The sequence below is a fragment of the Mycolicibacterium gilvum genome (genome assembly GCF_900454025.1).
Lineage (GTDB): Bacteria > Actinomycetota > Actinomycetes > Mycobacteriales > Mycobacteriaceae > Mycobacterium > Mycobacterium gilvum.
On sequence record NZ_UGQM01000001.1, the window covers coordinates 958917 to 985162 of the forward strand.

Here is a 26246-nt window from a genome sequence, read left to right on the forward strand (position 1 = left end):
CCGATCTCGACCCGCGACGCGATGAACTTCGCGCGACCGCTGTACGGCCCTTCCGTACCACCCAAGGATTGTTTATGGACTCATCTGAATTGTTCTCCCACCTGCAGACTCCGCAGGTGTTCGCCCCCGACGCGCGTTCGAGCGAGCCGGTGCAGGCCCCGGTGTTCTCCGACGCTCCGCGCAGGAAGACCCCCGGCGACTCCGCGGCGTCGTGAACGGCCTCGTGGGCTCTCGCCGCGGCAGCCGCCCGGTGCGGCTGACCCTGTGCGAACAGCTCGGTGGCGTCATCGACGGCGCCTGGTGGCCCCGCTCCGGCCAGATCGCGTCGGAGCTTCCCGAGCTCATCGAAGTGCTGCACAAGCCGCTGGGCGAGGTCCTCGACATCCAGATCAACTGGACGGCGACCGACGGTCAGCTCGATCTGGCATGGATCGCGACCGGATCGAAACTCCCCGACGCGGCGTACCGGCGTCCCCGGCTGATGCGCGTCGCGGGACGCGACGCCTGCGTGAAGCTTCTGGTCGTACCGAGTCTGACATCTCCGGCGTTGGGCGCCATCGTGATGCGCGCCGCGGCCGGTCTGCCGACCGGATGCGGCAACGGTGACGCGCGGCTGTTCGATACCGCGCAGGTCGTGATGGACATCGTGCGCACCGAGAGTGCGCAGTGGTGCCCGCCGGTCAAGGTGGCAGCCAAAAAGTAAGTGACCGTTGATCATTCGATGCGATCGGGCGGCAGAGACAATCACCGTGTTACGGTGATCCAGGGTGTCTGTTCGACATCCGTTGAAAATGAGAGAAGTTGGAAAAGTATGGCACAGGGAACTGTGAAGTGGTTCAACGGCGACAAGGGCTTCGGCTTCATCGCCCCCGACAATGCGTCTGAGGACGTGTTCGTCCACTATTCGTCCATCACCGGCAGCGGTTTCAAGTCACTCGACGAGAACCAGCGCGTGGAGTTCGAGATCGAGCAAGGCGCCAAGGGCCCGCAGGCCGTTGGGGTTTCCGCGATCTGAGACTCTGAGACTTCTGAGTCTCGGGAGATCGAATGTTGGGCCGGTGGATTTTCCACCGGTCCACTTTCGTTTTCGGAGTACAGTGAAATCCTCGGCGAAACGATTTATGCGGCATCTCTGATCGCGTCGTCGCCGAAGAGCAGGGCTGATCCCAGCCCGGTCGGGACGTCACATGACGCAGAGCGGACAAGACAGAGGAGTCGGCTTCGGCCAACCCCACAACGGACCTCAGTCCACCCCGAGACTTCGGCTGAAACCGAAGGCGGCCACCACCGGGTTCGTCGACGGGGCTTGGTGGCCGCACAGTACGGACCTTCTTGCTGAGCTACCAGATCTGTTGGCTGTCTTGTCGGTTCGTCTCGGCGACATCGCACGGGTGGCCTACAACCGGGGCGAATGGACTTCCACCACCCCGCGCAAGATGCTCATCGACAACCGCGTGGTGCGGTTGGACGGGTACGACCGTCAGCCCGCACACACGATCGGGGTCACCGGTCGCGGAGGCTGGAGCAATGTCCTGCTGGTGGTTCCGGCGGCGACGGATTCGGACGACGCGCACCACGTGATGATGGCTGCCGCCGCACCGGGCGACAGATCCGCCGTCGATCTGTTGTTGACGACCGGGGCGACCGGGTAAGAGCCCGGGTAGCGCAGTCCCGGGCTCATTGCGATGAAAAGTACTGGCTCTCAGCGCTTCTTGATCTCATGGATTGATTCTGCCGCCGAGGTCTTCGCGTCCCCCTTGGCATGCTTGTCGGCGCGCTTCTCCTTCAGCGATTTCCCGGATTTCTTCGACATCGCTTGTCGCGGAGACTTGTCAGACATGAGTGGCCCTCCATCATGGGGCCTGAACGGTCCCGACCATTCGAGCCTACCCCCGTCGGCGGGTGTAACCTCGAAGTAATTGGGAACCCAGCCGATCCGGGATGTGTCAGCTGACATTGCTGATCTCGACGAGCAACCGCTCACGCCGCCGCGCCGGTACCAATCTGCTGTCGGGAATGTCGTGAACGCTTCTGTGCCCACTTTCGAATCGATACTTGCGCCCTCGGCGCGCCGGTGGACTTCCGGAAGAGTCCGGTTCGGCCTTCTCGGCAGCTACCCGCCCAGCACCAGCGGAGTCGCGACTTTCGGCTCGGCACTGGCGGCTGCACTGACTGCGCGCGGGTCTGAGGTCAGCGTCGTCCGGGTCGCTGATGGGTCGGAGTCCTCGGATGCCGGCGTGATCGGAGAGCTGGTCAAGGGATCGCCGCAGTCGGTGACGGCCTGTGTCGAGTCGCTCAACGGCAGCGAAGTCGCGGTGATCCAGCACCAGCAGGGACTTTACGGTGGCACCCACGGCGATGAGGTGCTGGCCATCCTGGGGGGATTACGTGTCCCGTCCATAGTGATCGTTCACGATGTGTCGAAAAGTCCGGAGCCGCATCAACGTTGGGTTCTCGAGCAGATCGTGACCATGGCCGACAGCGTGGTGGTGATGTCCGAGGCCGCCAGAGCGCGGTTGCGCGGTGAGTATGGCGTCGCCGGCCACAAGATCGTCGTGATCCCACACGGGGCGGTACTTCCCACCCAGCCGCGGCTGAAGCGGGGAAGCCGGCCTGTGATCCTGTCGTTCGGACTGTTGGGTCCCGGGAAGGGCGTCGAACACGTCATCGATGCGATGCCGTCATTGCTCAGTGTCGCCGGGCGGCCTCGCTACGTGGTGGCCGGCCGCACGCATCCGGAGGTTCTGGCCCGTGACGGTGAGGCGTACCGGGAAGCCCGCGTCGAGCAGGCCCGGGCGAGCGGGGTAGCCGACTCGGTGTCCTTCGACGACCGCTACCTGGACAGGGCGTCGTTGGCGGCGCTGATCCAGACCGCCGCGGTGATCGTGCTGCCGTTCGATTCGAAGGACCAGGTGACCTCCGGTGTCCTGGTGGATGCGGTCGCCAGCGGCAGACCTGTGGTCGCCACGGCTTTCCCGCATGCGGTCGAGCTCCTGTGTGACGGTGCCGGCATCGTCGTCCCACATGACGATCCGCAGGCCTTGACCGTCGCATTGCGCCGGGTCCTTTCGCAACCACGGCTTGCCGGGTCGATGGCGGCCGAGGCGCGGCAACTCGCGCCGACGATGGCGTGGCCGGTCGTGGCTGACGCCTATGCGCAGCTGGCCGCGCGAGTGGTCGGGGAGCGGCAGATGCGGATGTGACCGACCCGCGCGATCAGACAGATGCTCACCGCGCGGTGACGCTGACTTCGTGGGGATAGGCGGAGGCGCGGTGTTGGAACGTCAGGATGTTCTCGTTGACGACGACACCCTCGCGGATTTCTATGGCGCGGCTCAGCGTCGGCATGGTGTCCCACGTCGCGGGGCCTTCCAGCAGCGGGGCGAGATGGGGCAGCAGTGCCTCGCTGATCTCCCAGGTCGCCGAATCCCACAGGTAGGACGGGCTGTGGTCCACCGCGTAGTAGAGCAGGCCGTTGGGTAACGCGATGACGGGCCGGGCGAACGAGGTGGGTCTGGCCCAGGAGAAGCCCATTCCGACGTCGCACGAGACATCGATGATGAGGCTGCGAGGCGCGAACGACGACAGGTCGTCCTCGGAGACGAAGGTCAGTGGCGCGTTGGGGTCCTGGAGGACACAGTTGACCACGATGTCCTTGTCGGAGAGGAACTGGGCGACCGGGATGCGTCCGTCCGGCGTATCGGCCCATATCCGGTCGGGTGCGTCCGGCTCCGGTCCCATCTGCGAAATCTGAGTGGAGTGGATGGGCGACCCGACGGCCGCGGTGTCTCGGTTGGTCAGCACGTGCACATCGTCGACGCCCAACGCGTTGAGAGCGGTCACAGCACCGCGGGCGGTCGCGCCGAAGCCGAGGACCGCGGCACTCAGCCGGCGGCCATAGGTGCCGGTGACACCTGCCAACTGGGTGGCGTGCAGGACCGAGCAGTAACCCGCGAGCTCGTTGTTCTTGTGGAAGACGTGCAGACCGAACCCGCCGTCGGCACGCCAGTGGTTCATCGCCTCGAACGCAATCAGCGTCAATTTCCGGTCGATGGCAACCTGGGTCAGGCCGGTGTCCTGGACACAGTGTGGCCAGCCCCAGATGATCTGTCCGGTACGGCATTCCGCAAGGTCTTCGGCTTGGACCTTGGGTAGCAGGATGACGTCGCACTCGGCGATGAGTTCCTCCCGGCTGCGCACCCCTCCGACGTGATCGGACACCGCGTCATCGGTCGCCCCGAAGTGGGATCCATAGCCGTGTTCAAGGAACACCCTGCGCCCCACCGCGCGACCGATCCGGCTCAGGTGCGCAGGGTGGATCGGCAGTCGGCGCTCGTCCGCCTTGCGGGAGGTCGCGAGGATCCCGATCGAAAGTTGTTCTGGCTCAGCTTTTTCTGACATCGGACCTATCCACGTCACCGGGTGCCGTCCGCACTCGTCTGCCGGGGCCCGGGTGGCCCGACCGGGCCAGGGTACCTCCCCACTCCGTGGCCGGTCTGCGTTGACGTGTGGGGGGAGCCTCACTAGGCTGAGGGTGCCGATACACAGACTCTGCCCGTGAGGTAGCGCCGGTGGTCCGCACTCCCGGGTTCGACACAGAGCCCAGACGCTCCATCCACAAGACCGATCGGCGGAATCGTTTGGCAATCGGCGATGTCGCTGTATACGCGCACCTGAGCGGAGAGGACATCGAGGCCCTCGCGCAGGACCTCGACGAGGTTCGCCGGGATATCGAGGGGTCGCTCGGAGAACGGGATGCGGCCTACATCCGGCGCACCATCTTCTTTCAGCGGACGCTCGACGTGGTCGCGCGGGTGGTGATCGCCCGTAGCCGGTCGCGAACCGGTTGGCTGGCGGGGACGGCGGCGCTCGCGTTCGCCAAGTGCGTGGAGAACATGGAGATCGGGCACAACGTGTCCCACGGCCAGTGGGATTGGATGAACGATCCCGAGATCCACTCCACCTCATGGGAATGGGACATGGTGGCGGTCTCCTCGCAATGGAGGTACTCGCACAACTATCGTCACCACGTCCTGACCAACATCGTGGGTGTCGACGACGACCTCGGGTTCGGCATCATGCGGATGACCCGCGACGAGCCCTGGCAACCGGTCCACCTGCTCCAACCGCTTCGAAATCTTCTGTTGGCCGTCATCTTCGAGTGGGGTATCGCTCTGCACGGCATCCACTCAGAGCGGGACCGCGTGTTGCCCGACACCGCTCGATTGGCCGAGGCGAGAGCGGAATTGCGGCGAAAGATCGCCCGACAGGTGACCAAAGACTATGTGTTGCTGCCGTCTCTCAGCGGAAAGCGTTGGCGCAGAACATTATCTGCCAACCTCATCGCCAACTTGGTCCGGAATCTCTGGGCGTACGTGGTGATCTTCTGTGGGCATTTCCCCGATGGCGCCGAGAAATTCGTCCCGGGTGTCGTCGAACAGGAGACCAAGGGGGAGTGGTATCTGCGGCAGATTCTGGGCGCGGCGAATTTCAAGGCGGGCCGGATCCTGTCGTTCGCCAGCGGCAACCTGTGCTACCAGATCGAACACCATCTCTTCCCCGATCTACCGAGCAATCGTTACGCGCAGATCGCGGGCCGGGTGCGGGTGATCTGCGACAGGTACGGACTGTCCTACACCACCGGTTCGCTTGCGCGCCAGTACTTTCTGACATTGCGCACGATTCACAAACTCGCGTTTCCGGACCGGTTCCTCAGGGCCACGAGTGACGACGCGCCGGAGACTGCTTCGGAGAGAAAGTTTCTCGGTTCCACGGCAGGGCTGGCGTAACCACCCCCTGCGGAGCAAAGCAGCGTACGTTGGAGGTATCGGGCAGCTCGATTGCGAGTGAACAGGCCTGACTTCAGAAGGAAAATCATGATGGCTTCGCCACAATCATTCCGGACTCCGTACGAAAAGCGCGTCGCGCTCGTGCAGGACACCATCAAGGACAATTCCAAGCTCGGCGATGAAGATGCCGGCAAGCTCGCAGTGCGCGTGCTGCATGTGCTGGACGCGATTCCCGAGAAGATGCGGTAGCGCCGACTCCTGCGAATGCTCGGAATGAAGGTGCATGACAATGACAGTCACGGTGACATTGCCTGACGGGCGAGTCGACGGATATATGAGATCCGGTGATTCCTACGTCAAACACGACGACGGCACGCTCGATGTGGTTCGTACCGGCGCCAGGCAGGCGTTCACGTATGCGGTCGGCGAGTGGACCGATGTCGACGGAGATGAGAAGCGGTGGAAGAAATCGCGTTTCTGGCGTTGAGCGCACCACGGCGCCCGTTCCCGGCCGGTTGATGTGTCGATCACCGAACAGTTGCTCGCGGCCGTCGACGGTCGCCGCGGAGTCGACGCCGCCGACCGGCTGTGCGAGGCGTGCGTGACACTTCTCGACGTCGATGCGGCGGCGATCTCCCTGGTGTTCGACGGCGCCAACTCCGGGACGCTGGGCTCGAGTAGCCCTCGTGCCAGGGACTGCGATGAGCTGCAGTTCGTCCTCGGCGAGGGGCCCTGTCTGGAGTCGGTGCAGCGACGTGCTCCCGTTCTGGTGACCGATCTGGCCGAACCGGCAGGACGGCGCTGGCCGCTGTACGGGCCGGCGATGCTGGGCAAGAGTATCCGCAGCGTCAGCGCGATGCCGGTCGTGGTCGCAGGAGAGTACGTCGGTGCGCTCGACCTTTTTCGGGTGGAGCCCGGGGCGCTGACCACTACGCAACTCAGTGGGGCGGCGGCGGCTGCCGAGCTGGCCGCGGTTCCGGTGCTCGACCTCCTCGACTCGGATCTGCAAGCCGCCATCGCAGAACCGGACAGCGACGCCTGGGCAGAGCTCAATGCGCTGTCCCGTGCCGAGGTCAGCCAGGCCACCGGCATGCTGGTCGCACAACTGGACGTGGAGCCTGCCGAGGCGCTGCTTCGACTGCGCGCCCACGCCTATGTGACCGGCAATCCGGCGTCCGAGGTTGCCCGCGACATCCTGGAGCGCAGACTGAACTTGGCCGTCGATTGATGTGCACCCGTGATTCTCAAGGAGGAGGGCGACGTGACTGAGCACGAGCGACAGACACAAGTCCTGGATGTGGTGGGGTCCTTCGTCGACCGCCTGCTCGTCGATTTCGACGTGGTGGACCTGCTCACCGAGCTGACGGAGAGCTGCGCAGAGCTGCTCGACGTGGCGGCCGCGGGTTTCCTGCTCGCCGACGCGTTCGGCAAGCTGAGCCTGCTGGCTGCCACAACCGAGCAGGCCCGGGACCTGGAGGTCCTCCAGCTGCAAGCCGAACAGGGCCCGTGCCTGGACTGCTACGCCACCGGCGAACCGATCTCGGTCGCCGATGTGCATTTTGCCGCGGCGCGGTGGCCGGTGTTCGTTCCGGCGGCAGTCGACGCCGGGTTTTCGGCAGTGCACGCCGTGCCGATGCGGGCGGCCGGCGACGTTCTGGGGACCTTCGGTCTGTTCGGTGTCCGGCCCGGCGAGCTCGCCGACGGCGACCGCCTGATCGCCCAGACGCTGGCCCACATCGCGTGTGTCGCCATCCTGCAGGAGCAGGCGCCGACACCGGCGACCATCATCCCGCAGCTGCGCAACGCCTTCAGCAGTCGCGTCGTGGTCGAGCAGGCGAAGGGCTTCCTCCGGGAGATCCTCGACGTGTCGATCGACGAGGCCTTCAAGGTTCTCCGAGGCTACTCACGTGCCCACGGGGAACACCTGACCGACGTCGCCCGCCGGTTGATGACAGACCGGTACACCCGGCCGGTGCTGGTCGCGGCGATCACCGAGTTCGCGGCCGGCTCACAGCGTTAAGGGCCCCTCCTGGCGCGGGCCCGGCGGACCGCCTCGTCCACCAGATGTTGAGCGACCTCGACGAGTTTGACGTTGTCGGTCTGGCTCAGGTGTTTGAGCCGGTCGAACGCCTCTTGTGCAGTGCCGCCCGAGCGGCTGCGGATGATCCCGACGGCCTGGTCGATCACCGCGCGGCTGCCCAAGGCCCGCTGGAGGCGTTCGGTTCGCTCGCGCGCGCCGGCCAGTAGGCGGGCGTTGTACACCGAAACCGCCGCAGGTACGGCGAAACGGGACCCCAACTCGACGGCGTGGTCGCCGAAAGCGTCGCGGGCGCGGGCGTACGCGTTGATCGCGCCGATGACGTCATCGTCGACGATCAGCGGCAACGACAGCGCCGAATGCACCGCCATCCGGGCCACCCGGCCGCCGAAGTGCGGCCACCGATTGTCACTGCCCAGTGAACCGCTGACGGAGACCCGGCCGGTGACCATGGCGGTGATGCACGGCCCCTCATGCAGCTCCTGGTACTGGATACGGTCGATGTCGGCGACGAAAGCATCGGTGGCGGCGCACATCTGAATCTGTGGGCCGGCGGGGCCCGGTTGCAGCAGCGCGATGCTCACCCCGTCGACGTCGGGGATGGCGTGACCGGCGAACTCGGCGACGTCGGCGAGCAGTTGCTCGACGGTGCGGGCACCGGCAACGAGGCCGGCGACGCCGGACATCCCCGCGTACAGGTCGATCTCGTCGGCCTCACGCTGTGAAGCCGACAGATCTACCTTCGGCGCCCGTCCGGGCTGCGCGTCGAAATCCGCCATCGTGTGCTATGACGGTACTCGCCTCAGCTGACCAGCGAGAGCGCGTGTGCGCGGCGCAGTTTTCCCGACGGTGTCTTCGGGATCGTGCCGGGTTCGAGCACCACGACGTTGCGGGGCCGGACGTCGACCTCGGCGAACACCTCATGGGCGACCTGGCGTTCGACACGACGCACCTCGACCTCGTCGTCGAAGTGTTTACTCTCCACCGCGACGGCGAACGACTCTCGTGACCGGCCCGCGTCCAGTCGCACGGCGACGGCGCATCCGGGTCGTACCCCCTCGACCCGGGACGCAGCGCGTTCGATGTCGGCGGGGAAGATGTTCCGGCCGGCCATGATGATGACGTCCTTGAGGCGCCCGCACACCACGACGTCGCCGTCCTCGGTGAGATAGCCGATGTCGCCTGTGTCGTACCAGCCCCGATCATCCTGTGCGGCAATGGATCCGGCAGCGGTGGTGTATCCCCTGGTGACGGACTGCCCGCGGACCTCGATGACGCCGACTCCGCGGGGCTGCAGCGCGGCGCCGTCCTCGTCGACGATCCGCATCTCCAGCCCGGCCAGGGGGCGCCCCAGGGCGACGAGGCGGCGGGTGTGCCCCTTGGCGGCAGGTACGGCACGGTGCAGAACGGCGAGCAGATCGGCGTCCACCTCGTCGACGACCATCCCGCCGCCGCACTCGGAGAACGACACCGCCACCGTCGTCTCGGCCATACCGTAGGCGGGGATCACCGCTTCGGGCCTGAGCCCGAACGGAGCGCCGGCGGCGCAGAGATCCTCGACGTCGTCGGGGTCGACCTGCTCGGCCCCCGACAACGCCCACCGCAGCGACGACAGATCGAACTCACCCGGGGTGGCCTGTCGGCGCAGTCTTCGGGCGAGCAGGTTGTAGGCGAAGTTCGGTGCGGCGGTCATGGTGCCGCGGTACTTGTGGATAAGCCTGGGCCACAACAGAATATCTCCCAGGAAGTCCATCGGCGTGATTTTGACGAGCTCGGCACCGAAGTACATCGGCACGGTCAGGTAGCCCGTCATGCCCATGTCGTGGAAGCACGGCAGCCAGCTGACGATCACATCGGTGTCGATGTCGAAATCGCAGCCGGCGGTCATGGCATCGGCGTTGGCGACGATGTTGGCGTGGGTGATCTGAACCGCCTTGGGCGACCCCGTGGAGCCGCTCGTCAACTGCATCAGCGCGATGTCGTCGTCACAGGTGTCGACGGGGTCGATCGGCTCGGCCGTCAGCAGGTCGGCGATGCTCAGCACGGTCATGCCCATCCCGCTCAGCAGCGGTGCGGCCGCCATGAACGGATCGGAGATGACCACAGCCGAGGCCGAGATCATGTCGATGACCGAGGTGGTCTCGTCGGCCCAGCGAATCAGATCGGTCCGCGGTGTCGGCTGGTGAACCATCGTCACGCTGGCGCCGCGCATCCAGACGCCCTGCGCGGCGGGGGCGATCTCCACCGGTGCGCCGGCAAGCATGGCGACGGCGTCTCCGTGTCCGACCCCGGCAGCCGCCAGTCCGCCGGCAATCCTGCGGGCGCGCTGGTGCACCTCTTCCCAGGTATGGCGGACCGGCGAGTGGGGCTCGCCGGTGTTGAGGCCCTTGCTGCTGCGGTGGGCGTTGGCGTACATGGTTTCGGTGAACTGGCTCATCGGCAGCCCTTCATGGCGTCGGTCCGCACAGATGGTGATCTGAACGAGGTGGCCCGCCCTGTGGTGCGGGGCCATCGGGAATGTGCGGAGACGGTGAAGAAAGCCGCGAGAACGCAGCCGCGGAAATCGTCTCTGACGTCGCAGCAGACCCGAGTGTGTCGCAACCGTGAATTGGCGGCTGACGTCGAGGTTGGCTCGGCGGGGACTGTGTCGCCGCCGCGACGTTTCCGTGAGGCTGGGGTGTCAACCTGACTAAACCGTAGCGCGTCTGACCCCGTAGGTCGGGGATGAGGCCCTCCGATCGGCGTTTACGTGCCGCCGCGACGGGCCGGTTCGGGGGTGTGCGGGTGTAGGCTTGCAACAGCTGGTAATCCCGGCAGTCCGGTCGAGTTCGATCTCCGCGTCGCGGTGTTCTCCCCCGAGTCTTCACACACGCCGACTTTCACGCCGGTGGCAACAGTCCAGTCGGGACGATCTTGAATGCTCCATCGTTAGTCAACCATCTGGTCGCACCCTTTGGGATGCAGGGATTCTCCTATCTGCCCAGCGTCGGAATCCTCAGCACCTACGTGCCGACGGCATGCGGCCTCGCGACGTTCAGCGCCGCTCTCGCAGGCGGCTTGGCGGCCAAGGGCATCAGCGTCAACGTGGTGCGCATCGCCGACGGGACCCCCTCGACCAGCGCGGATGTCGTCGGGGAGCTCGTCAACGGTTCGGCATCCTCGGTCGCGGCCGCGTCGGAATCACTCAACAGCAACGACATCGCCGTCATCCAGCACGAGTACGGCATCTACGGGGGCGCCGACGGCGACGAGGTCGTCGACATCATCAGGGGCCTGCGGGTCCCCGCGATCGTCGTCGTGCACACCGTGCTCAAAACGCCTACGCCCCACCAACGTTCGGTTCTGGAAGAGGTTCTCGCGCTGGCCGGATGCGCGGTCGTGATGTCCGAGGCGGCGCGGTCACTGTTGTGCGCCGGCTACGCCGTGGACCCGCAGAAGGTGATCATCATCCCGCACGGAGCGGCGCCGGCCGAGGACGTCGAGTGGAAGCCTGCGGTACGGCCGACAATCCTGACCTGGGGCCTCCTGGGCCCCGGTAAGGGTGTAGAGCGCGTCATCGACGTGATGGCTTCGCTGCAGGACCTTCCCGATCCACCGCGATACCTGATCGCCGGTCGCACCCACCCCAAAGTGCTCGCGGCCCAGGGTGAGGCCTATCGGGACGGCCTCGCCGCGCGGGCGGACCGCCTCGGTGTCGGCGACTCGGTGATCTTCGACGCGACCTACCGCAGCCCCCAGGCGCTGGCCGAGATGCTGCGCGACGCCGCCGTCGTCGTCCTGCCCTACGACTCGAAGGACCAGGTCACCTCGGGTGTGCTGATCGACTCCATCGCCAATGGGCGGCCCGTGGTCGCGACCGCCTTCCCCCATGCGGTGGAGGTGCTGGGCAACGGTGCGGGCACCGTCGTCGATCACGACGATCCCGAAGCGCTGACCGATGCGCTGCGACGGCTGATCACCGATCCGGACACTGCGGGCTCGATGGCGGCTGTGGCGCGCACGCTGGCTCCCTCGGTGGCCTGGCCGGTGGTGGCCGACGCGTACGCCGCACTGGCGCAGCGCCTCGTCGCCGAGAAGCTGGCAACCGCATGACGGGCGAGGTGCCGCGACCGGTATTCGCCCATCTGCTGCGTATGACGGACCATCGCGCCACGTTCGAGCACGCACTTCTCGCCGACCCGCGCCGCGAACACGGCTACTGCACCGACGACATGGCCCGCGTGCTGGTCGTCGCCGCCCGCGAACCCGAATCGACGGGGGAGGTCACCCGCCTGGCCACCCACGCGTTGCGCTTCCTGAACCGCGCGCAACGCGTCGACGGCACCTTCCGCAACAGGATGAGTGCCGACGGCCATTGGACCGACGCGCCGAGTACCGACGATCACTGGGGTCGCGCCATCTGGGGGCTGGGCACAGCCGCCGCCCACAGCGCGGTCGGAATGGTCCGTCGGCTGGCGGTGATCCAGTTCGAACGCGCCGCGGTGGCCCGCTCACCGCATTCTCGCGCAATGGCCTACGCCGCGATCGGGGCTGCCGAGATCCTCAGCGTGGACCCCGGCAATGTCGCAGCGCTCACACTGCTCGCCGACTACGCCGCTTCGGCACCGCGACCGGCCGGCGATGCCGAATGGTACTGGCCTGAAAGAAGACTCACCTACAACAACGCCGCACTGGCCGAGGCGATGATCGCCACCGGGGTTGCGCTGCACCACGGCGAACTTCGGCAGTGCGGACTGGACATGCTGCGTTGGCTGCTGCGCGTCGAGACCTCGAACGGTCACCTCTCGCCGACCCCCGTCGGAGGGCGCGGGCCCGGCGACGGCGCCCCCGGATTCGACCAGCAGCCGATCGAGGTGGCCAGCCTGGCCGAGGCGTGTGCCCGCGCCGCGGACACCGACCCGGACCCGATGTGGCCGGAGGCGGTGCTGGCCGCGGCGGCCTGGTTCCAGGGTGACAATGACCGCGGATCACCGATGTGGGATCCACAGACCGGTGGTGGCTTCGACGGCTTGCACCCCGACCGGGTGAACCTGAATCAGGGTGCGGAGTCCACCCTCGCGGTGATCGCCACGCTGCAACACGCGCGCACCTTCGCACAGGTCGCATCATGACCCTCGCCGGGGAACGGTTGGCGACCCGCAGCCCGCAGCGCGTCGCGGCCGATCCGAGCCGCGTGGTCACCCGGCTGTTCGTGCCGGGCCAGGAGGGTTTCGAGGCCCAGGATTCCCGGGCCGGGGCCGTGCTGTCCCGGATCCTGAGCCTGACCGACGACGAGGTGCGTGCGACCCTGCACGACGTGCTGTCCCGTTTCGACGGGCGCCACCGTGATCTGAAAGCGACGTTGCGCCGGCATGCCGGCGAGTTCGCCGACCGGCTCGACAAGGACTGTGAGCTCGATGAGTCGCGAATGCTGTTGGTGGGCGCGACATTCACCAACGAGTATGCGATCGAGGGTGCGGCGCTGTGCAATCCGAGCATGGTCGCCCATCCCGATCAGTCCGACGTCGCCGCTGGCAGCTTGCGGTTCGTGATGAGCGTGCGGGGGATCGGTGAGGGGCACCGCTCCACCATCGGATTTCGTAGCGGCGTGGTCGATTCGGCGGGTAACGCCACCGTCGACGAGGCTGCCCGGTTCGCCGGCACCGGGCGGATGAGGCCGACCATGCTCGAGGCCGCCGTCTTCCGCACGGAGCTGCGCGAGCAGGGCCGTGGCGGCGAGGCCGCCGACTACGTCTTCGACGCCCTCGGTGAATTGTTCACCTGGTCCGACCTCGACGAGCAGCTCGACAAGCTGCACGACCACCTGCGTACCCGGGGGCACGTCGAGGAGACGATCACTGTCATCCGCAGTATCGCCGCCCGCGCGTATGCCGTCGAATTCCCCTCAGACATAAATCTTTCCGAGTGTGTGCTGTGGCCGGCGATGGACGCCGAGCACGCCGGCATGGAGGACGCCCGCTTCGTTCGGTTCGTCGACGACGGTTCGGTCAGCTACCACGCCACGTACACGGCCTACAGCGGCTCGCATATCAGCCAGCAGCTGCTCACCACCACGGACTTCCGCACCTTCACGTCTGGACCGCTTGTCGGACGTGCCGCCGCGAACAAGGGGCTGGCGCTGTTTCCGCGCCGCATCAACGGTCGGTACGCGGCCATGTCCAGATCGGACCGCGAGACCAACACCGTCGCGTTCGCCGATCACCTGTCGGTGTGGCCGACGGCCTCGCCGTGTCAGGCGCCGGCCGAGGTGTGGGAGACGCTGCAACTCGGGAACTGCGGTCCGCCCATCGAAACCGGGGAGGGCTGGCTGGTGTTGACGCACGGGGTCGGGCCGATGCGCACGTACAGCATCGGCGCGATCCTGCTCGACCTCGACGATCCGACCCGGGTGATCGGCCGTCTGCGCAGACCGCTGCTGACTCCGGAGCCTCATGAGCGCAACGGGTACGTCCCGAATGTCGTGTACTCGTGCGGTGCGCTCGTCCACGCCGGCACGCTGGTGATCCCGATCGGGATCTGCGACAGCGCGATCGGCGTGGCCACGGTGCCACTCGCCGATCTGATGGGTGAACTCGGACGGTAAGCGTCGGCGTCGAGCACGGGTATGCTCAAAGGCAACCCGTCGGTGCGATGCCGCTGTTCACTCCGCCACCGCCGACCGGTTCCCATCACTTTCGGTTTCAGGGTCTGTCACGGCGCCCTTCGGCTGGATCGACGCTAGGACCCCCAATGGCCATCACCGACATCGCCAAGTACACGCATCTCAGTCCCGAGGACATCGAAAGCCTCGGCCGGGAGCTGGACGCGATCCGTAGCGACATCGAGGAGTCGCTGGGCTCCCGCGACGCCGCCTACATCCGGCGCACCATCGCGTTCCAGCGCACACTCGACGTCGCAGCGCGGGCGCTCATCGCGACGACTCGCTCGACGGCCGGCTGGTTGCTGGGGACCGCCGCGCTCGGCGTCGCCAAGAGCGTCGAGAACATGGAGATCGGGCACAATGTGTCTCACGGCCAATGGGATTGGATGAATGATCCGGCGATCCACTCCAGCACCTGGGAGTGGGACATGGTCGCGGTGTCGAGTCAGTGGCGGTCGTCGCACAACTACCGCCACCACGTGTTCACCAACGTGCTCGGCGAGGATGACGACCTGGGATTCGGCGTCATGCGGGTGACCCCGGAGCAGCCATGGACGAAGGCGCATCTGCTGCAGCCGCTGCAGAACCTGTTCCTGGCGCTGACGTTCGAGTGGGCCATCGCCCTGCACGGTGTGGACCTCGGCCGTACCCGGCCCGAGAAGATCGCCCAGGTGAAGGCGGTCGTGGGTAAGGTCGCGCGCCAGGGCGTCAAGGACTACGCATTGTGGCCGGCGCTGAGTCTCAGGCGCTGGCGCCGAACCCTGAAGGCCAACGTCGTCGCCAACCTGATGCGCAACCTGTGGGCGTACGTGGTGATCTTCTGCGGGCATTTCCCCGACGGCACACAGAAATTCATGCCGGAGGTGCTGGAGACCGAGACCAGGGCCGAATGGTACCTGCGCCAGATGCTGGGCACCGCCAACTTCAAGGCCGGCCGACTGCTGGGGTTCGCCAGCGGCAACCTGTGCTATCAGATCGAGCACCATCTCTTCCCGGACCTGCCGAGCAACCGCCTCGCCGAGATCTCGCGACGGGTACGGCCGTTGTGCGAGAAGTACGACCTGCCCTACCTCACGGGTTCCTTGGCGCGTCAGTACGCGTCGACACTGCGGACCATCCATCGGCTGGCGCTGCCGAACGGGTTCGTGGCCGCGGCCGTTTGAGATGCCGGTCACATTGGGTACGCGGGCGCCATGGAACGCCTGAGCGGTCTCGACGCGGGGATGTTGTACAGCGAATCTCCCACGGTGCCGCTGCACGTGTGTTCGGTGACCGAACTGGACACCTCGACCGTCCCGGGCGGCTACACGTTCGCGAAGTTCCGCGACCATCTCGCCTCCCGGGTGCCCGCCATCCCGGAGTTCCGCACCAAGCTCGCCGACAACGACCTGAACTTCGACCATCCGGTCTGGGTGGAGGACGACGACTTCGACCTCACCCGGCACCTCAACCGGGTCGCGCTGCCCGAACCCGGGGGACGCGACGAGCTGGCCGAGCTCTGCGGACGCCTCATCGGGATGCCGCTGGAGCGCAGCAAGCCGTTGTGGGAGATGTGGGTGATCGAGGGCGTGGGCGGCAGTGCCGCGCGCGAGGACGGACGGCTGGCGCTGCTGCTCAAGGTCCATCACGCCGCCGTCGACGGTGTGTCTGCGGCCGACCTGCTCGCGAAGCTGCTGGACACCGAACCCGACGCCCCGCCGCCCGACCCGGTCGACGCGCCGACGGGCGCGAGCACGTGGGAGATCGCCGCGGACGGGCTCTGGCGGGTCGTGACGCGACCCTGGCAGCTCACGCGCGTGGTGCCGGTCGCGACGTCGCTGGTCACCAACACCGTCAGTCGCGCCTTCTCGGGGAACGCGATGGCCCTGCCGTTCTCGGCGCCGTCGACACCGTTCAACGCCCCGTTGACCTCCGACCGAAACATTGCGTTCGCGCAGTTGGACCTCGACGACGTCAAGAAGGTCAAGAACCAGGCCGAGGTGAAGGTCAACGACGTGGTGATGGCGCTGTGCGCGGGCGCGTTGCGCGGATACCTGGACGAGCGCGGCGCACTGCCGGACAAGCCGTTGATCGCCGTCGTCCCGTCTTCGGTGCACGGTCAGACCGACCGTCCCGGCCGAAACCAGCTCTCGGGCATGTTCTGCAACCTGCACACCGACATCGAGGATCCGCTGGACCGCCTGTACGCGATCGGCGCCTCGAACGTGCGGGCCAAGGAACACAGCGGGTCGCTGGGCCCGTCCATGTTGATGGACCTGGCGCAGTCGGTGTCGCGCACCATGTTCGGATGGTTGCTCGGCGGGCTGTCGCGGACCTCGCTGGGCAACACCGCGATCCACAACGTGATCATCTCCAACGTCGCCGGCCCGCCGACCACGCTCTACAGCGGCGGGGCCGAGATCACCGGCCTGTACCCGCTGGGCCCGATCTTCCCGGGATCCGGCCTGAACATCACGGTGATGTCGATGGGTGACAAGCTCAACGTCGGCATCATCTCGTGCCCGAAACTCACCGATGACCTGTGGGATCTGGCCGACCGCTTCGACGCCGAGCTGGCCGACCTGCTCGCACGCAGCTGATATCCCTCGGCGGGCACCCCGGCGGTTAAGAGTGCGGGCGAAGCGGGAAGCCTAGACGTCGGCTGCTGGTCGTCGACGGAAGGAGTGCATGTGAGCACCCCGCAGGGTGGCGCTCGGTTGGGTACCCGGTTCGGGCCGTACGAGTTGCACTCCGTGATCGGGGTCGGGGGAATGGGCGAGGTGTACCGCGCCTACGACACCGCGCGGGAGCGCATGGTCGCGATCAAGCTGCTGCGCCCCGAGATGGCGGCCGACCACAGTTTTCAGGAGCGGTTCCGACGCGAATCGCGGGTGGCGGCGCGGCTGCAGGAGCCGCACGTGATCCCGGTGCACAACTTCGGCGAGATCGACGGCGTCCTCTACATCGACATGCGACTGGTCGAGGGCTCCAGCCTCAAAGAGGTGCTGCGCAGCGACGGCCCGCTGCAGCCGGCGCGGGCGGTGTCGATCATCCGGCAGGTGGCCGCGGCGCTGGACGACGCGCACGCCAACGGGCTGGTGCACCGCGACATCAAGCCGGAGAACGTGCTGCTCACCGGAGACGACTTCGCCTACCTGGTCGACTTCGGCATCGCCCACGGCGGCGGGGAGGCGTCGGTGACCTCGACCGGTCTGGTCGTCGGGTCCAGCGCCTACATGGCGCCCGAACGCTTCAGCGGGGAACGCGGCGGGCCCGCGTCGGACATCTACTCGCTGGCCTGCCTGCTGTACGAGTCGCTGACGGGCCGCGCGCCGTTCGAGGCGGCCGACGTGCGGCAGGTGTGGAGCGCGCACATGTTCGCCGCACCGCCGCGGCCGAGCATCATGCGCCGCGGGGTCAGCCGCGCGTTCGACGACGTGATCGCCCGCGGGATGGCGAAGAACCCGGCCGAGCGCTACGCCACTGCGGGCGAGCTGGCCCGCGCGGCGGCCGCCGCGGCCGCTGCGGCACCCGATGCCGAGCCGGTGGCCCCGGTGGCGCCGCCGTCGACGCGGCAGTTCTCCGGGGTGCATCCCGCGATGACCCCGCCGCCGGCGCCTGCACCGGTGGCCCCGGCGCGGAAGGCCGGGCGGGGGCAGGCCGCGCTGGTGGCCGGGATCGTCGTGATGTTCGTCGCGGCCGCGGTGCTGGCGTTGGTGCTGGTGTTCACCGGCGGCTCGGACCCGCAGCCGCCCCGCATCGCGGCACCGCCGTCCTCGTCGTCGGAGACGACACCGCCGACCACGTCGGCCGTCGACGGGGTGTCGGGCACGGATTCGCAAGGCTTCGTGGGACATACGGCCCGCTGCGATTCGGGGGACACGCCCGCGGCGCTGATCCGGACGTCGCTGTCGCTGGCGATCATCTGCGACCGCGGGGACGGCGACTACTACTACCGCGGGGAGCGGTTGCGGGACGGCGCGAATCGCGAGATCGACGGGGCGCGGCGCTCCGGTGACGGTTTCACCGTGACGGGCTCGGACGGTGCCCGCTATGACGTGCAGCCGGATCAGTTGACGATCTCCAGCGGCGGGAGTGTGGATTCCGCGGAGCCGGCGTTGGAGTACGGCTCCGCGCAGTGACCCGGCCTCGAGATTGCGCTGAGGGTTGCGGGCGTGCCGATTCCACAGCCCTGACTGCAATCTCGCGGCCTCACGCCGGCGGCGGCGGGGGTGGTGCCGGTGGAGGGGGCGGCGGCGGAGGGGGCGCCGGCCACGGCAGCACTATCGGCGGCAGCCCCGGGATCTCGATGACGTTCGGCGGAGGCGGTGGCGGCGGCGCGTCCCCGGGCGGTGGAGGTGGCGGTGCGCTGGGCGGTGGCGGTGGACGGTAGACCACGGGCGGGATGCCGTTGCTGGTGAGGATCGTGACGATCGAGCCGGGGATCGTCTTACCGCGCGGTGACGTCCCCACCACTGTGCCCCTCGCCGAGTTGCTGTTGATCGCGGTCGGATCGGGGGAGACCTGAAAGCCGCTCTCTACCAACTTGTTCCGCGCTGCGTCGAGCTTCATCCCGGTGACGCTGGGCACCTCGCTGCCCGGGCCGCCGTCGACATAGCGGGGTTCGGTGGGCGGCAGCGCGACCGGACCGAAGTCCTCGGCGATCGGTTTCATGGCCCGGTACCAGGTCAGCGCGGGTTCGGTACCGCCGTACAGATCGCCGTCGCCGCACTTGCGCAGGGGGTAGGAGCACAGACCCGACGGCGACGGGGAGTCGTCGAAGATGTAGTTCGCGGCGGCGTAGCGATTCGTGAACCCGAGGAACGCCGAGGACCGGTGCGACTCGGTGGTGCCGGTCTTGCCGGACATCGGTAGATCCCATCCGACCGAACCCGCTGCGCCGGTGGCGGTTCCGCTGGTGTGGTCCTTGCCGAGCGCGTTGGCCATCGCGTTGGCGAGCCCTTCGGGGACCACCTGCTCGCAGGGCGGCGTCTGCAGCGGGACCTCGTTGCCGTGGCGGTCGAAGACCTTGTCGATGGGGCTCGGCGGGCACCACATGCCGCCGGAGGCCAGCGTCGCCGCGACATTGGTCAACTCCAGGGCGTTGAGCTCGAAGGGGCCCAGCGTGAAAGAGCCGATGTTCTGCCGCTTGACGAAATCGGCGATGCTCTCGTCGGTTTCGGGATCGTAGACGCGGGCGGACCCGGGCTCGGTGTAGGAGCGCAGCCCGAGCCGGACGGCCATGTCCACCGCGCGGGGCACCCCGATCTGCGAGATCAGTTTGGCGAACGCGGTATTGGGTGATTTCGCCAGCGCATCGGTGACGTTCATCTGGCCGGCGAAGCCAGAGACGTTCTTCACGCACCAGGTCTTCGGTGGGCATCCCGGTTCGGTACTGTCGCCCAGGCCGGTGGCGCGGAACGTCTGCGGCACGTCCAGGGTGGCGTTGATGCCCAGACCCATCTCCAGCGCTGCGGCGGTGGTAAAGATCTTGAAGATCGACCCGGCGCCGTCGCCGGCGAGGGTGAACGGTTGCGGCTGCACCGTCTGCCCGGCGTTGAGATCCAGCCCGTAGCTGCGATTGTCGGCCATCGCGACCACCCGGTGGGCGTCCTTGCCGGGGAGGATCACGCTCATGACGCTGGCCACACCGGGGGTGGTCGGCTCGGCGTAGTGGTCGACGGCCGATTTCACGCCGGCCTGGATCTTCGGGTCCAGCGTGGTGCGGATCAGGTAGCCGTTGCGTGCGACGTCTTTCATGCTCAGGCCCGCTCGAGCGAGGTAGCGCATCGCGTATTCGCAGAAGAAGCCCCGGTCGCCGGCGGCGATGCAGCCCTGCGGCAGGGGAGCGGGTCGCGGCAGCACCCCGAGCGGCTGGGCCTTGGCGGCACGCAGTTCGTCGGCGTGCTCGGGCAGGTTGTCGATCATCGTGTCGAGCACGATGTTGCGCCGCGCCAGCGCGTCGTCGGGGTTGGTGTACGGGTCGAGGAGGCTGGTGGAGCGCACCATCCCGGCGAGCAGGCTCGCCTGCGCCCAGTCGAGGTCGGCGGCGTCGATGCCGAAGTAGGTGCGCGCGGCTTCCTGCACGCCGAAGGCCCCGTTGCCGAACGCCACCAGGTTCAGGTAGCGGGTCAGGATCTCGGTCTTGGACAGCAATTTGTCCATGGCCAGGGCTGCCCGGATCTCGCGCAGCTTGCGTGCGGGGGTGACGGCGACCGCGGCGCGCCGGTCGGCGTCGGTCTTCGCGCGTACCAGCAGGTTGAAGTTCTTGACGTACTGCTGTTCCAGCGTCGACCCGCCGCGGACCCCTTTGTCGCCGCGCAGGTAGCCGGCCAGGCCGGTCAGGGTGCCCTGCCAGTCGACGCCGTTGTGTTCGGTGAACCGCTTGTCCTCGATGGAGATGATGGCGAGCTTCATCGCGCCGGAGATCCGGTCGCTGGGCACCTCCCAGCGGCGTTGCTCGTAGAGCCACGCGATGGGTTTCCCGGAGGCATCGACCATGGTGGACACGCGCGGCAGTTCGCCGTTGATCAGGTCGGCGGATTCGTCGGTCGCGGAGTTGGATACGCGCATGACCACCGTGCCGGCGCCGCCCACTAACGGGAACATCAGTGCGGCGACGAGCAGACCCGCGATCAGGACGCAGCCGGCCAGCTTGCCGGCGGCGATCACCTGTGCCCGACGTCGGTCGCGCATCACGCCAGCCTAGTACTACAGCCGTAGATAGCGTTCATTGTTGTTGATGTTGTTTGCGGTAATGGTAGGTGCGGGCTCTCGTTTGATGTCGTCGCCGCCAGGTGGACCAGGCGAGGACGTCGGCAACCGCGTGTAGCGGCTGCAATACCAGGGCGATGAAGAGTCTGCGGAATTCATTGACTGTCAACGTGATCAGTGTCTGGCCGGTCTGGTCGTCGGGTTCGTCGCTGCGCCGTTGAGCGGCGGTCGTGACGACGAGGAAGGCATGGGCAAGCATGGATAGGGTGACCCAGCGGTGCCAAGAGGTCCAGGTCCGTACCTGGTGCTCGTCGAGCCCGGCCAGGCCCTTGCCGGCTTGAAACGATTCCTCGACCTTCCAGCGCCGCCCGGCGACCCGTACGTAGTCGGCCAGGGTGACCGGATTGGGGCTGTAGCAGCGGTAATAGGCCAATTCAGCGGTCTTGTCGTTGCGGCGCACCAGCAGGTGATGGTGGCCGGGCTCGGCGTCGGTGATTTCGACCAACGTCCAGGAGTACCAGCGTTGGCCCTTGGCGCCGGTTCCGGCGCTGACGCGCCGCCAGGCCCGCCGCGGCAGAGACCGGGCAAGCTCGTCTACTCGCTGGCTGCCCGTACTGGTGGTGACGGTGCGATTGGACCCGACGGCCAGCACATAGCCCAGCCCCTGGGCGGCGATCGCGGCGCGCAGGTCGGGGTCGGCGCCGTAGACCTCGTCGCCGGTGGCCCATCGCGCAGGGACTCCGGCGGCCACAGCACGAGTGATCATCCGCTCGGCCAGCGCAGGTTTGGTGGCGAACTCGACATCGGTGGGCACCCCGGCGCACTGACGGCGTTCCGAGTCGTCGATCCACGACTTCGGCAGGTATAGCTCGCGGTCCACCAGTGCGTGACTGTTGGGCCCCGCATAGGCCAAATACACAGCGACTTGGGCGTTTTCGATCCTGCCCGCGGTACCGGTGTACTGGCGCTGAGTCCCGACGGTATGAGTGCCCTTCTTCACGTCTCCAGTCTCATCGACGATCAGGATCGCCTCGTCATCGCCGAGGTGGTCGACCACGTAGGCGCGAAGATCATCACGCACTCCCTCGGCGTCCCACTTCGCCCGCGCCAGCAGATGCTGCATCCGGTCCGGGCTGCTGTGGCCGCAACGCTCGGCCAGCGTCCAACAGTTCTTACGGTCAATGTCACAGACCAACCCGAGCATCAACGCGCCGGCGTTGCGCAGCGGCTCGCACCGAGCGAACCGTGACGCGACCCGATCCAGCACCTCATCAAAGCCACTTCGCCACCGATCAACGTCTACCCTGTAAGCCGCGGCGACCGCGGCATCATCGTTAGTTCTCACAAACTCCGAACGATGCCGCGGTCACCCAATCCAGCAAGGCAAACACGCCGACGAGCAACGATCTACGGCTGTAGTACTAGGACGGCCGGCGGTGTCGGGTGTGTGCTTCGGCCGATGTGATCGGGGCGGAGTAGCGTGCTCAGACGTCGAGCAAGCGGCATCCGTCGAAGTACACACTGGGGAGGACGTCGATGACCGCGAACACCGTCGTAACAGCACCGCGGTCCAGTCCCGCCGAGACCCGGCGGGCAATCTGGAACACGCTGCGCGGATCGTCGGGAAACCTCGTCGAGTGGTACGACGTCTACGTCTACACCGTGTTCGCAACGTATTTCGAGGGCCAGTTCTTCGCCGAGGACAACAAGAACTCCACGGTGTACGTGTACGCGATCTTCGCGATCACGTTCGTGATGCGGCCGGTGGGGTCGTGGTTCTTCGGAAGGTTCGCCGACCGGCGGGGGCGGCGGGCGGCGTTGACGTTCAGCGTGTCGCTGATGGCGTTGTGCTCGGCGGTGATCGCGCTGGTGCCGTCGCAGGCGTCGATCGGCATCGCGGCGCCGATCATCCTGATCCTGGCGCGGCTTGTGCAGGGCTTTGCGACGGGCGGGGAGTACGGCACGTCGGCGACGTACATGTCGGAGGCGGCGACGCGGGAGCGCCGCGGGTTCTTCTCGTCGTTCCAGTACGTGACGCTGGTCGGCGGGCATGTGCTGGCGCAGTTCACGCTGCTGATCCTGCAGACGTTCCTGTCGGATGCTCAGATGCGCGAGTTCGGTTGGCGCATAGCGTTCGCCATCGGCGGTGTGGCGGCGATCGTGGTGTTCTGGTTGCGGCGCACGATGGACGAGTCGCTGTCCGAGGAGGTCATCGAGGCGGCGCGCGCGGGGGCGGATCCGGGTGCGGGCTCGATGCGGACGCTGTTGACCGACTACTGGCGGCCGCTGCTGATGTGCTTCCTGATCACGATGGGCGGCACGGTCGCGTTTTACACCTACAGCGTGAATGCGCCGGCGATCGTGAAGACCGCGTTCAAGGACGACGGGATGACGGCGACGTGGGTGAACCTGATCGGGCTGATCTTCCTGATGCTGCTGCAGCCGGTCGGGGGAATGATCAGCGACAAGATCGGCCGCAAGCCGATGCTGGTGTCCTTCGGAGTCGGGGCGTTGTTCTACACCTATATCCTGATCACGTTCCTGCCCGAAAGTAGCTCGCCTTTCGTGTCTTTCGCGTTGGTGGCGGGCGGCTATGTGATCTTGACGGGGTACACGTCGATCAACGCGCTGGTGAAGTCGGAGCTGTTCCCGGCGCATGTGCGCGCGTTGGGCGTGGGAATCGGCTACGCACTGGCGAATTCGATCTTCGGCGGGACGGCACCGCTGATCTACCAGGCGGCGAAAGAGCAGGGGCACGTGCCGCTGTTCATCGCGTACGTGACGGTGTGTGTGGCGGTATCGCTGGTGGTCTATGTGTTCTTCCTGCGGAACAAGTCGGAGACGCATCTGGATCGGGAGCGCGGGGCGGCGTTCACGCGGGTCTAGGGCGTCGACGTCGGTCAATTGGTGCACCAGGGGTAGTCGTGGAGGGGGCAGAATCGGAGCGGTGTTGCCGTCTAGATCGACCCTAGCCGGCTGGAGGCCGGATTCGTTGGGCGCCACGGCGGGCGCAGTCGCGACATCCGGTGTTTCGGTGAAGGACGCGGTATCGGGCATCGACGACGCCCTGGGACGGTTCCCGGACGTCCGAGCGTGGTCGGGGCCGGCCCATGATGCGGCGGGCAGGATGTTCGGCCGCGCCGACGCGGAGGCCGAGCGGTTCTCCGAGTACACCGACGCGGTAGCTGTGGCATTGGCCAGCGGGGCGGGATCGATCGGGAGCGCGCGCACGGCGTTGTTGTCCAAGGCCGAGGAAGTCGACGCTGGGCCGCTGAGCGTGACCGATCAGTGGGTGGTTCTGGTCGACCCGGTCATGATGTCGGAGAGGGAGATGGCCACGCTGCAGGCCAGGGCCCGCCAGGAACAGGCAGTCCTCAACCAGCTGCTGATCGCGGTCGACGAGGCCGACGACGCCGTCGCCGAGGCGGTGCTCGTGGCCGGCGCCGAATTCGGGTTCGTCGAGCCGGGACAGCCGACCGGTCTCGGCGACCTGTTGTTGCCCGCTGCGCAGCGTCCTGCGGACGAGGTGCCTGATCCGCGCACCGCGGCGGGTGTGGTGGCGCAGGAGTCGATGCGGTCGGCCGATCAACAGCAGAACGTACGAGAGGTCATCGACTCGACGAACGAGTACGGCGAGGAGGTGACGACGGTGATCAAGCAGGACGGCAGCAGGATCGTCAAGACGCGGATGGATCCGTTCGAGTGGCCCAGCAAGCAGAACTTCTACCAGATCGAGGAGTTCGACAAGAGCGGGGACTTCATCGCCAGGACGAGTTCGTGGCACGACCTGTCCAACGACTGCGATTACACCTCGATCACCTATGCCGACGGTTCCAATTGGACAATGTCGATGGACCCGACCGGGTATCGCACCGGGGGCTTCACGACGGCCGATGGTCGGCACAGTGCGGTCCCTGTCGAGCTGATCGATCAGATGTCCCTGGGAACCGGCGCCGCCATGTCGGGGTTGGAGGCTCACATCACCAGGGGCGGCTCGCTGCCGATGGTCACTGCTGAGTCCCTCGAAAACATCGGCAAGAGTATGAAAGTCGGTGGACCCGCGCTGGGGGCGGCGACGACGGTGTTCGACATGGTGATGGCGGATTCGGGAAAGGATCGATGCATTGCGTTCGTGTCCGGTGTGGCCGGCGGCGGAGCGGGATGGGGGATGGCGGAGGCCGGTGCAGCGCTGGGGGCGTTCGGCGGGCCGGCCGCACCCGTCACGGTTCCGCTGGGTGCGCTCGTACTCGGGGGCATCGGAGCGTTCGGAGGTGCCGAGTTGGGCAAGTTCGTAGGGGATGTGGTGTGTCCGTACTAGAACTTCCAGAGCCGGCCGGGTGGCGCGCGGCGAACCGGATCGGTGCGCTCGCAGCAGTTGTCGGTTTGGCTGTCGCGGCGGCGTACCTCTACTGGGCGGTGATGGCCGCGTTCCGCGGCAACTACCTGACGACGGTGGTGGCACTCGGACCGGCGGCTTCTATCGCGTTGATGGTGGCGGCGGTGGGTCTGGTGCTGTCGGGGCGGACCTCACCGCGGACAAGCACGGACGCAACGGGTTTCACGGTGTGGCCGGACAGGCGCTTCAGCATGCTGATCCTCGGATGCATGGTGGTGTTCATCCCCAGCGGCGTGCTATTTTCCTTTCTTGCCCCGCAGGGCCTTATCGACTTACCGCTCAGTGCGGGGATGCGGACCTTCGGGTCGTTCGCCGCCGGACTGGTCACCCTCATAGGCGCTGCGGGGTTGGTCACCGCGTGGCGTCGCGGGGGAGTGGGTCACGTCAAACTGACACCGGCCATGGTGGAGAACGCCGATATTTTCTCGACGCGGGTCTTCGAATGGGATGACGTGGTCGATGTCGTCGACCATGCCGAAACACGAAGGGCGCGTAGGGCGGTGGTGCTACGACTTCCGGACGGCCGTGAGGAGATCATCAGCGTCGCCGACATCTACCTGCCCCGCGGTGTGGCGTTGTACTGGCTGGTGCGGCACTACTGGCGACACCCCGAAGACCGGATGGAGTTGGTGGACAGTCGAGTTGGGGAGCGGCTCGAGGACGGGCGTTTCGATCTGACGTAGCGCGGTC

General features: G+C 66.9%; 25 protein-coding genes. 19 read left to right on the top strand and 6 right to left on the bottom strand.

The window, feature by feature from the left end:
• The first annotated feature begins 74 nt into the window (after positions 1-74).
• The 4 genes from DYE23_RS30760 to DYE23_RS04665 all read left to right on the top strand — a co-directional run bounded on the left by DYE23_RS30760 (position 75) and on the right by DYE23_RS04665 (position 1652).
• Positions 75-215 (top strand): hypothetical protein, encoded by a 141-nt coding sequence (locus DYE23_RS30760; RefSeq protein WP_013470698.1) that lies wholly within the window; start codon positions 75-77, stop codon positions 213-215.
• Complete coding sequence (locus DYE23_RS04655) at positions 212-703, top strand: DUF5994 family protein (RefSeq protein WP_115326618.1); 492 nt, start codon at positions 212-214, stop codon at positions 701-703. The genes DYE23_RS30760 and DYE23_RS04655 overlap by 4 nt, the downstream gene beginning before the upstream one ends.
• A gap of 108 nt (positions 704-811) precedes the next feature.
• The gene (locus tag DYE23_RS04660; RefSeq protein WP_011896048.1) at positions 812-1015 is read left to right on the top strand and encodes a cold-shock protein; all 204 of its coding nucleotides are present in this window, start codon (positions 812-814) and stop codon (positions 1013-1015) included.
• Positions 1016-1187: 172 nt separating this feature from the next.
• On the top strand, positions 1188-1652 hold the full coding sequence (locus tag DYE23_RS04665; RefSeq protein WP_115326619.1) for a DUF5994 family protein: 465 nt from the start codon (positions 1188-1190) through the stop codon (positions 1650-1652).
• A gap of 50 nt (positions 1653-1702) precedes the next feature.
• Here the strand turns inward: DYE23_RS04665 and DYE23_RS30765 are convergent, their stop codons facing one another.
• Positions 1703-1840, bottom strand: coding sequence for a hypothetical protein (locus DYE23_RS30765; protein WP_172527708.1), 138 nt, complete (start codon positions 1838-1840; stop codon positions 1703-1705).
• A gap of 193 nt (positions 1841-2033) precedes the next feature.
• Here DYE23_RS30765 and DYE23_RS04670 point away from each other — a divergent pair, with 193 nt between their 5' ends.
• Positions 2034-3203, top strand: a complete 1170-nt coding sequence (locus tag DYE23_RS04670) for a glycosyltransferase (RefSeq protein ID WP_235660324.1) — start codon at positions 2034-2036, stop codon at positions 3201-3203.
• A 25-nt stretch (positions 3204-3228) separates the two neighbouring features.
• Here DYE23_RS04670 and DYE23_RS04675 read toward each other — a convergent pair whose 3' ends face one another.
• Complete coding sequence (locus DYE23_RS04675) at positions 3229-4401, bottom strand: N(5)-(carboxyethyl)ornithine synthase (protein WP_115326621.1); 1173 nt, start codon at positions 4399-4401, stop codon at positions 3229-3231.
• 239 nt (positions 4402-4640) lie between these two features.
• Between DYE23_RS04675 and DYE23_RS04680 the strand changes: the two genes are divergently transcribed.
• The 5 genes from DYE23_RS04680 (at position 4641) to DYE23_RS04695 (ending at position 7809) form a co-directional block, all read left to right on the top strand.
• Positions 4641-5789: a fatty acid desaturase family protein gene (locus DYE23_RS04680; RefSeq protein WP_115328862.1), complete on the top strand. Its 1149-nt coding sequence runs from the start codon at positions 4641-4643 to the stop codon at positions 5787-5789.
• Between the two features lie 90 nt (positions 5790-5879).
• The gene (locus DYE23_RS30770) at positions 5880-6038 is read left to right on the top strand and encodes a DUF6307 family protein (RefSeq protein ID WP_162097001.1); all 159 of its coding nucleotides are present in this window, start codon (positions 5880-5882) and stop codon (positions 6036-6038) included.
• A gap of 40 nt (positions 6039-6078) precedes the next feature.
• Positions 6079-6276: a hypothetical protein gene (locus DYE23_RS04685; RefSeq protein WP_099962469.1), complete on the top strand. Its 198-nt coding sequence runs from the start codon at positions 6079-6081 to the stop codon at positions 6274-6276.
• A gap of 33 nt (positions 6277-6309) precedes the next feature.
• Positions 6310-7017, top strand: a complete 708-nt coding sequence (locus DYE23_RS04690; protein ID WP_115326622.1) for a GAF and ANTAR domain-containing protein — start codon at positions 6310-6312, stop codon at positions 7015-7017.
• A 33-nt stretch (positions 7018-7050) separates the two neighbouring features.
• A complete protein-coding gene (locus tag DYE23_RS04695) occupies positions 7051-7809 on the top strand; it encodes a GAF and ANTAR domain-containing protein (protein WP_115328863.1) in 759 nt (252 codons plus the stop codon).
• Here the strand turns inward: DYE23_RS04695 and DYE23_RS04700 are convergent.
• Together DYE23_RS04700 and DYE23_RS04705 are read right to left on the bottom strand one after the other, a co-directional pair.
• The gene (locus tag DYE23_RS04700; RefSeq protein WP_115326623.1) at positions 7806-8606 is read right to left on the bottom strand and encodes a GAF and ANTAR domain-containing protein; all 801 of its coding nucleotides are present in this window, start codon (positions 8604-8606) and stop codon (positions 7806-7808) included. The genes DYE23_RS04695 and DYE23_RS04700 overlap by 4 nt on opposite strands.
• Before the next feature lie 23 nt (positions 8607-8629).
• Entirely contained in the window at positions 8630-10264 is a 1635-nt protein-coding gene (locus DYE23_RS04705; protein WP_115326624.1) for a fatty acyl-AMP ligase, read from the bottom strand.
• Between the two features lie 521 nt (positions 10265-10785).
• Between DYE23_RS04705 and DYE23_RS04710 the strand changes: the two genes are divergently transcribed.
• The 6 genes from DYE23_RS04710 to DYE23_RS04735 all read left to right on the top strand — a co-directional run bounded on the left by DYE23_RS04710 (position 10786) and on the right by DYE23_RS04735 (position 18588).
• Entirely contained in the window at positions 10786-11919 is a 1134-nt protein-coding gene (locus DYE23_RS04710) for a glycosyltransferase (protein ID WP_115326625.1), read from the top strand.
• The gene (locus DYE23_RS04715) at positions 11916-12938 is read left to right on the top strand and encodes a glycosyltransferase (RefSeq protein ID WP_115326626.1); all 1023 of its coding nucleotides are present in this window, start codon (positions 11916-11918) and stop codon (positions 12936-12938) included. The genes DYE23_RS04710 and DYE23_RS04715 overlap by 4 nt, the downstream gene beginning before the upstream one ends.
• Positions 12935-14410 (top strand): glycoside hydrolase family 130 protein, encoded by a 1476-nt coding sequence (locus DYE23_RS04720; RefSeq protein ID WP_011896035.1) that lies wholly within the window; start codon positions 12935-12937, stop codon positions 14408-14410. The genes DYE23_RS04715 and DYE23_RS04720 overlap by 4 nt, the downstream gene beginning before the upstream one ends.
• Before the next feature lie 146 nt (positions 14411-14556).
• Positions 14557-15630, top strand: coding sequence for a fatty acid desaturase family protein (locus DYE23_RS04725; RefSeq protein ID WP_115326627.1), 1074 nt, complete (start codon positions 14557-14559; stop codon positions 15628-15630).
• A 30-nt stretch (positions 15631-15660) separates the two neighbouring features.
• A complete protein-coding gene (locus DYE23_RS04730; RefSeq protein WP_115326628.1) occupies positions 15661-17046 on the top strand; it encodes a WS/DGAT/MGAT family O-acyltransferase in 1386 nt (461 codons plus the stop codon).
• A 90-nt stretch (positions 17047-17136) separates the two neighbouring features.
• Complete coding sequence (locus DYE23_RS04735) at positions 17137-18588, top strand: serine/threonine-protein kinase (RefSeq protein ID WP_115326629.1); 1452 nt, start codon at positions 17137-17139, stop codon at positions 18586-18588.
• A 70-nt stretch (positions 18589-18658) separates the two neighbouring features.
• Here DYE23_RS04735 and ponA2 read toward each other — a convergent pair whose 3' ends face one another.
• Entirely contained in the window at positions 18659-21142 is a 2484-nt protein-coding gene (ponA2, locus tag DYE23_RS04740) for a transglycosylase/D,D-transpeptidase PonA2 (RefSeq protein ID WP_172527709.1), read from the bottom strand.
• A gap of 34 nt (positions 21143-21176) precedes the next feature.
• The gene (locus tag DYE23_RS04745) at positions 21177-22505 is read right to left on the bottom strand and encodes an IS701 family transposase (RefSeq protein WP_435404778.1); all 1329 of its coding nucleotides are present in this window, start codon (positions 22503-22505) and stop codon (positions 21177-21179) included.
• A gap of 191 nt (positions 22506-22696) precedes the next feature.
• Between DYE23_RS04745 and DYE23_RS04750 the strand changes: the two genes are divergently transcribed.
• From DYE23_RS04750 to DYE23_RS04760, 3 genes are all read left to right on the top strand, one after another.
• Complete coding sequence (locus DYE23_RS04750) at positions 22697-24046, top strand: MFS transporter (RefSeq protein ID WP_115326630.1); 1350 nt, start codon at positions 22697-22699, stop codon at positions 24044-24046.
• A gap of 148 nt (positions 24047-24194) precedes the next feature.
• Positions 24195-25478, top strand: a complete 1284-nt coding sequence (locus DYE23_RS04755; RefSeq protein WP_235660325.1) for a hypothetical protein — start codon at positions 24195-24197, stop codon at positions 25476-25478.
• Positions 25466-26239, top strand: a complete 774-nt coding sequence (locus DYE23_RS04760; protein ID WP_115326632.1) for a hypothetical protein — start codon at positions 25466-25468, stop codon at positions 26237-26239. The genes DYE23_RS04755 and DYE23_RS04760 overlap by 13 nt, the downstream gene beginning before the upstream one ends.
• The last annotated feature ends 7 nt before the right edge of the window (positions 26240-26246 follow it).

What these genes read in the sequence shown, in the direction of transcription:
- DYE23_RS30760 (WP_013470698.1), top strand. Translation starts at nt 75, where the DNA reads ATGGACTCATCTGAATTGTTCTCCCACCTGCAGACTCCGCAGGTGTTC.
- DYE23_RS04660 (WP_011896048.1), top strand. Translation starts at nt 812, where the DNA reads ATGGCACAGGGAACTGTGAAGTGGTTCAACGGCGACAAGGGCTTCGGC.
- DYE23_RS04665 (WP_115326619.1), top strand. Translation starts at nt 1,188, where the DNA reads ATGACGCAGAGCGGACAAGACAGAGGAGTCGGCTTCGGCCAACCCCAC.
- DYE23_RS30765 (WP_172527708.1), bottom strand. Translation starts at nt 1,840, where the DNA reads ATGTCTGACAAGTCTCCGCGACAAGCGATGTCGAAGAAATCCGGGAAA.
- DYE23_RS04675 (WP_115326621.1), bottom strand. Translation starts at nt 4,401, where the DNA reads ATGTCAGAAAAAGCTGAGCCAGAACAACTTTCGATCGGGATCCTCGCG.
- DYE23_RS30770 (WP_162097001.1), top strand. Translation starts at nt 5,880, where the DNA reads ATGGCTTCGCCACAATCATTCCGGACTCCGTACGAAAAGCGCGTCGCG.
- DYE23_RS04685 (WP_099962469.1), top strand. Translation starts at nt 6,079, where the DNA reads ATGACAGTCACGGTGACATTGCCTGACGGGCGAGTCGACGGATATATG.
- DYE23_RS04700 (WP_115326623.1), bottom strand. Translation starts at nt 8,606, where the DNA reads ATGGCGGATTTCGACGCGCAGCCCGGACGGGCGCCGAAGGTAGATCTG.
- DYE23_RS04705 (WP_115326624.1), bottom strand. Translation starts at nt 10,264, where the DNA reads ATGAGCCAGTTCACCGAAACCATGTACGCCAACGCCCACCGCAGCAGC.
- DYE23_RS04710 (WP_115326625.1), top strand. Translation starts at nt 10,786, where the DNA reads ATGCAGGGATTCTCCTATCTGCCCAGCGTCGGAATCCTCAGCACCTAC.
- DYE23_RS04715 (WP_115326626.1), top strand. Translation starts at nt 11,916, where the DNA reads ATGACGGGCGAGGTGCCGCGACCGGTATTCGCCCATCTGCTGCGTATG.
- DYE23_RS04720 (WP_011896035.1), top strand. Translation starts at nt 12,935, where the DNA reads ATGACCCTCGCCGGGGAACGGTTGGCGACCCGCAGCCCGCAGCGCGTC.
- DYE23_RS04725 (WP_115326627.1), top strand. Translation starts at nt 14,557, where the DNA reads ATGGCCATCACCGACATCGCCAAGTACACGCATCTCAGTCCCGAGGAC.
- DYE23_RS04730 (WP_115326628.1), top strand. Translation starts at nt 15,661, where the DNA reads ATGGAACGCCTGAGCGGTCTCGACGCGGGGATGTTGTACAGCGAATCT.
- ponA2 (WP_172527709.1), bottom strand. Translation starts at nt 21,142, where the DNA reads ATGCGCGACCGACGTCGGGCACAGGTGATCGCCGCCGGCAAGCTGGCC.
- DYE23_RS04750 (WP_115326630.1), top strand. Translation starts at nt 22,697, where the DNA reads ATGACCGCGAACACCGTCGTAACAGCACCGCGGTCCAGTCCCGCCGAG.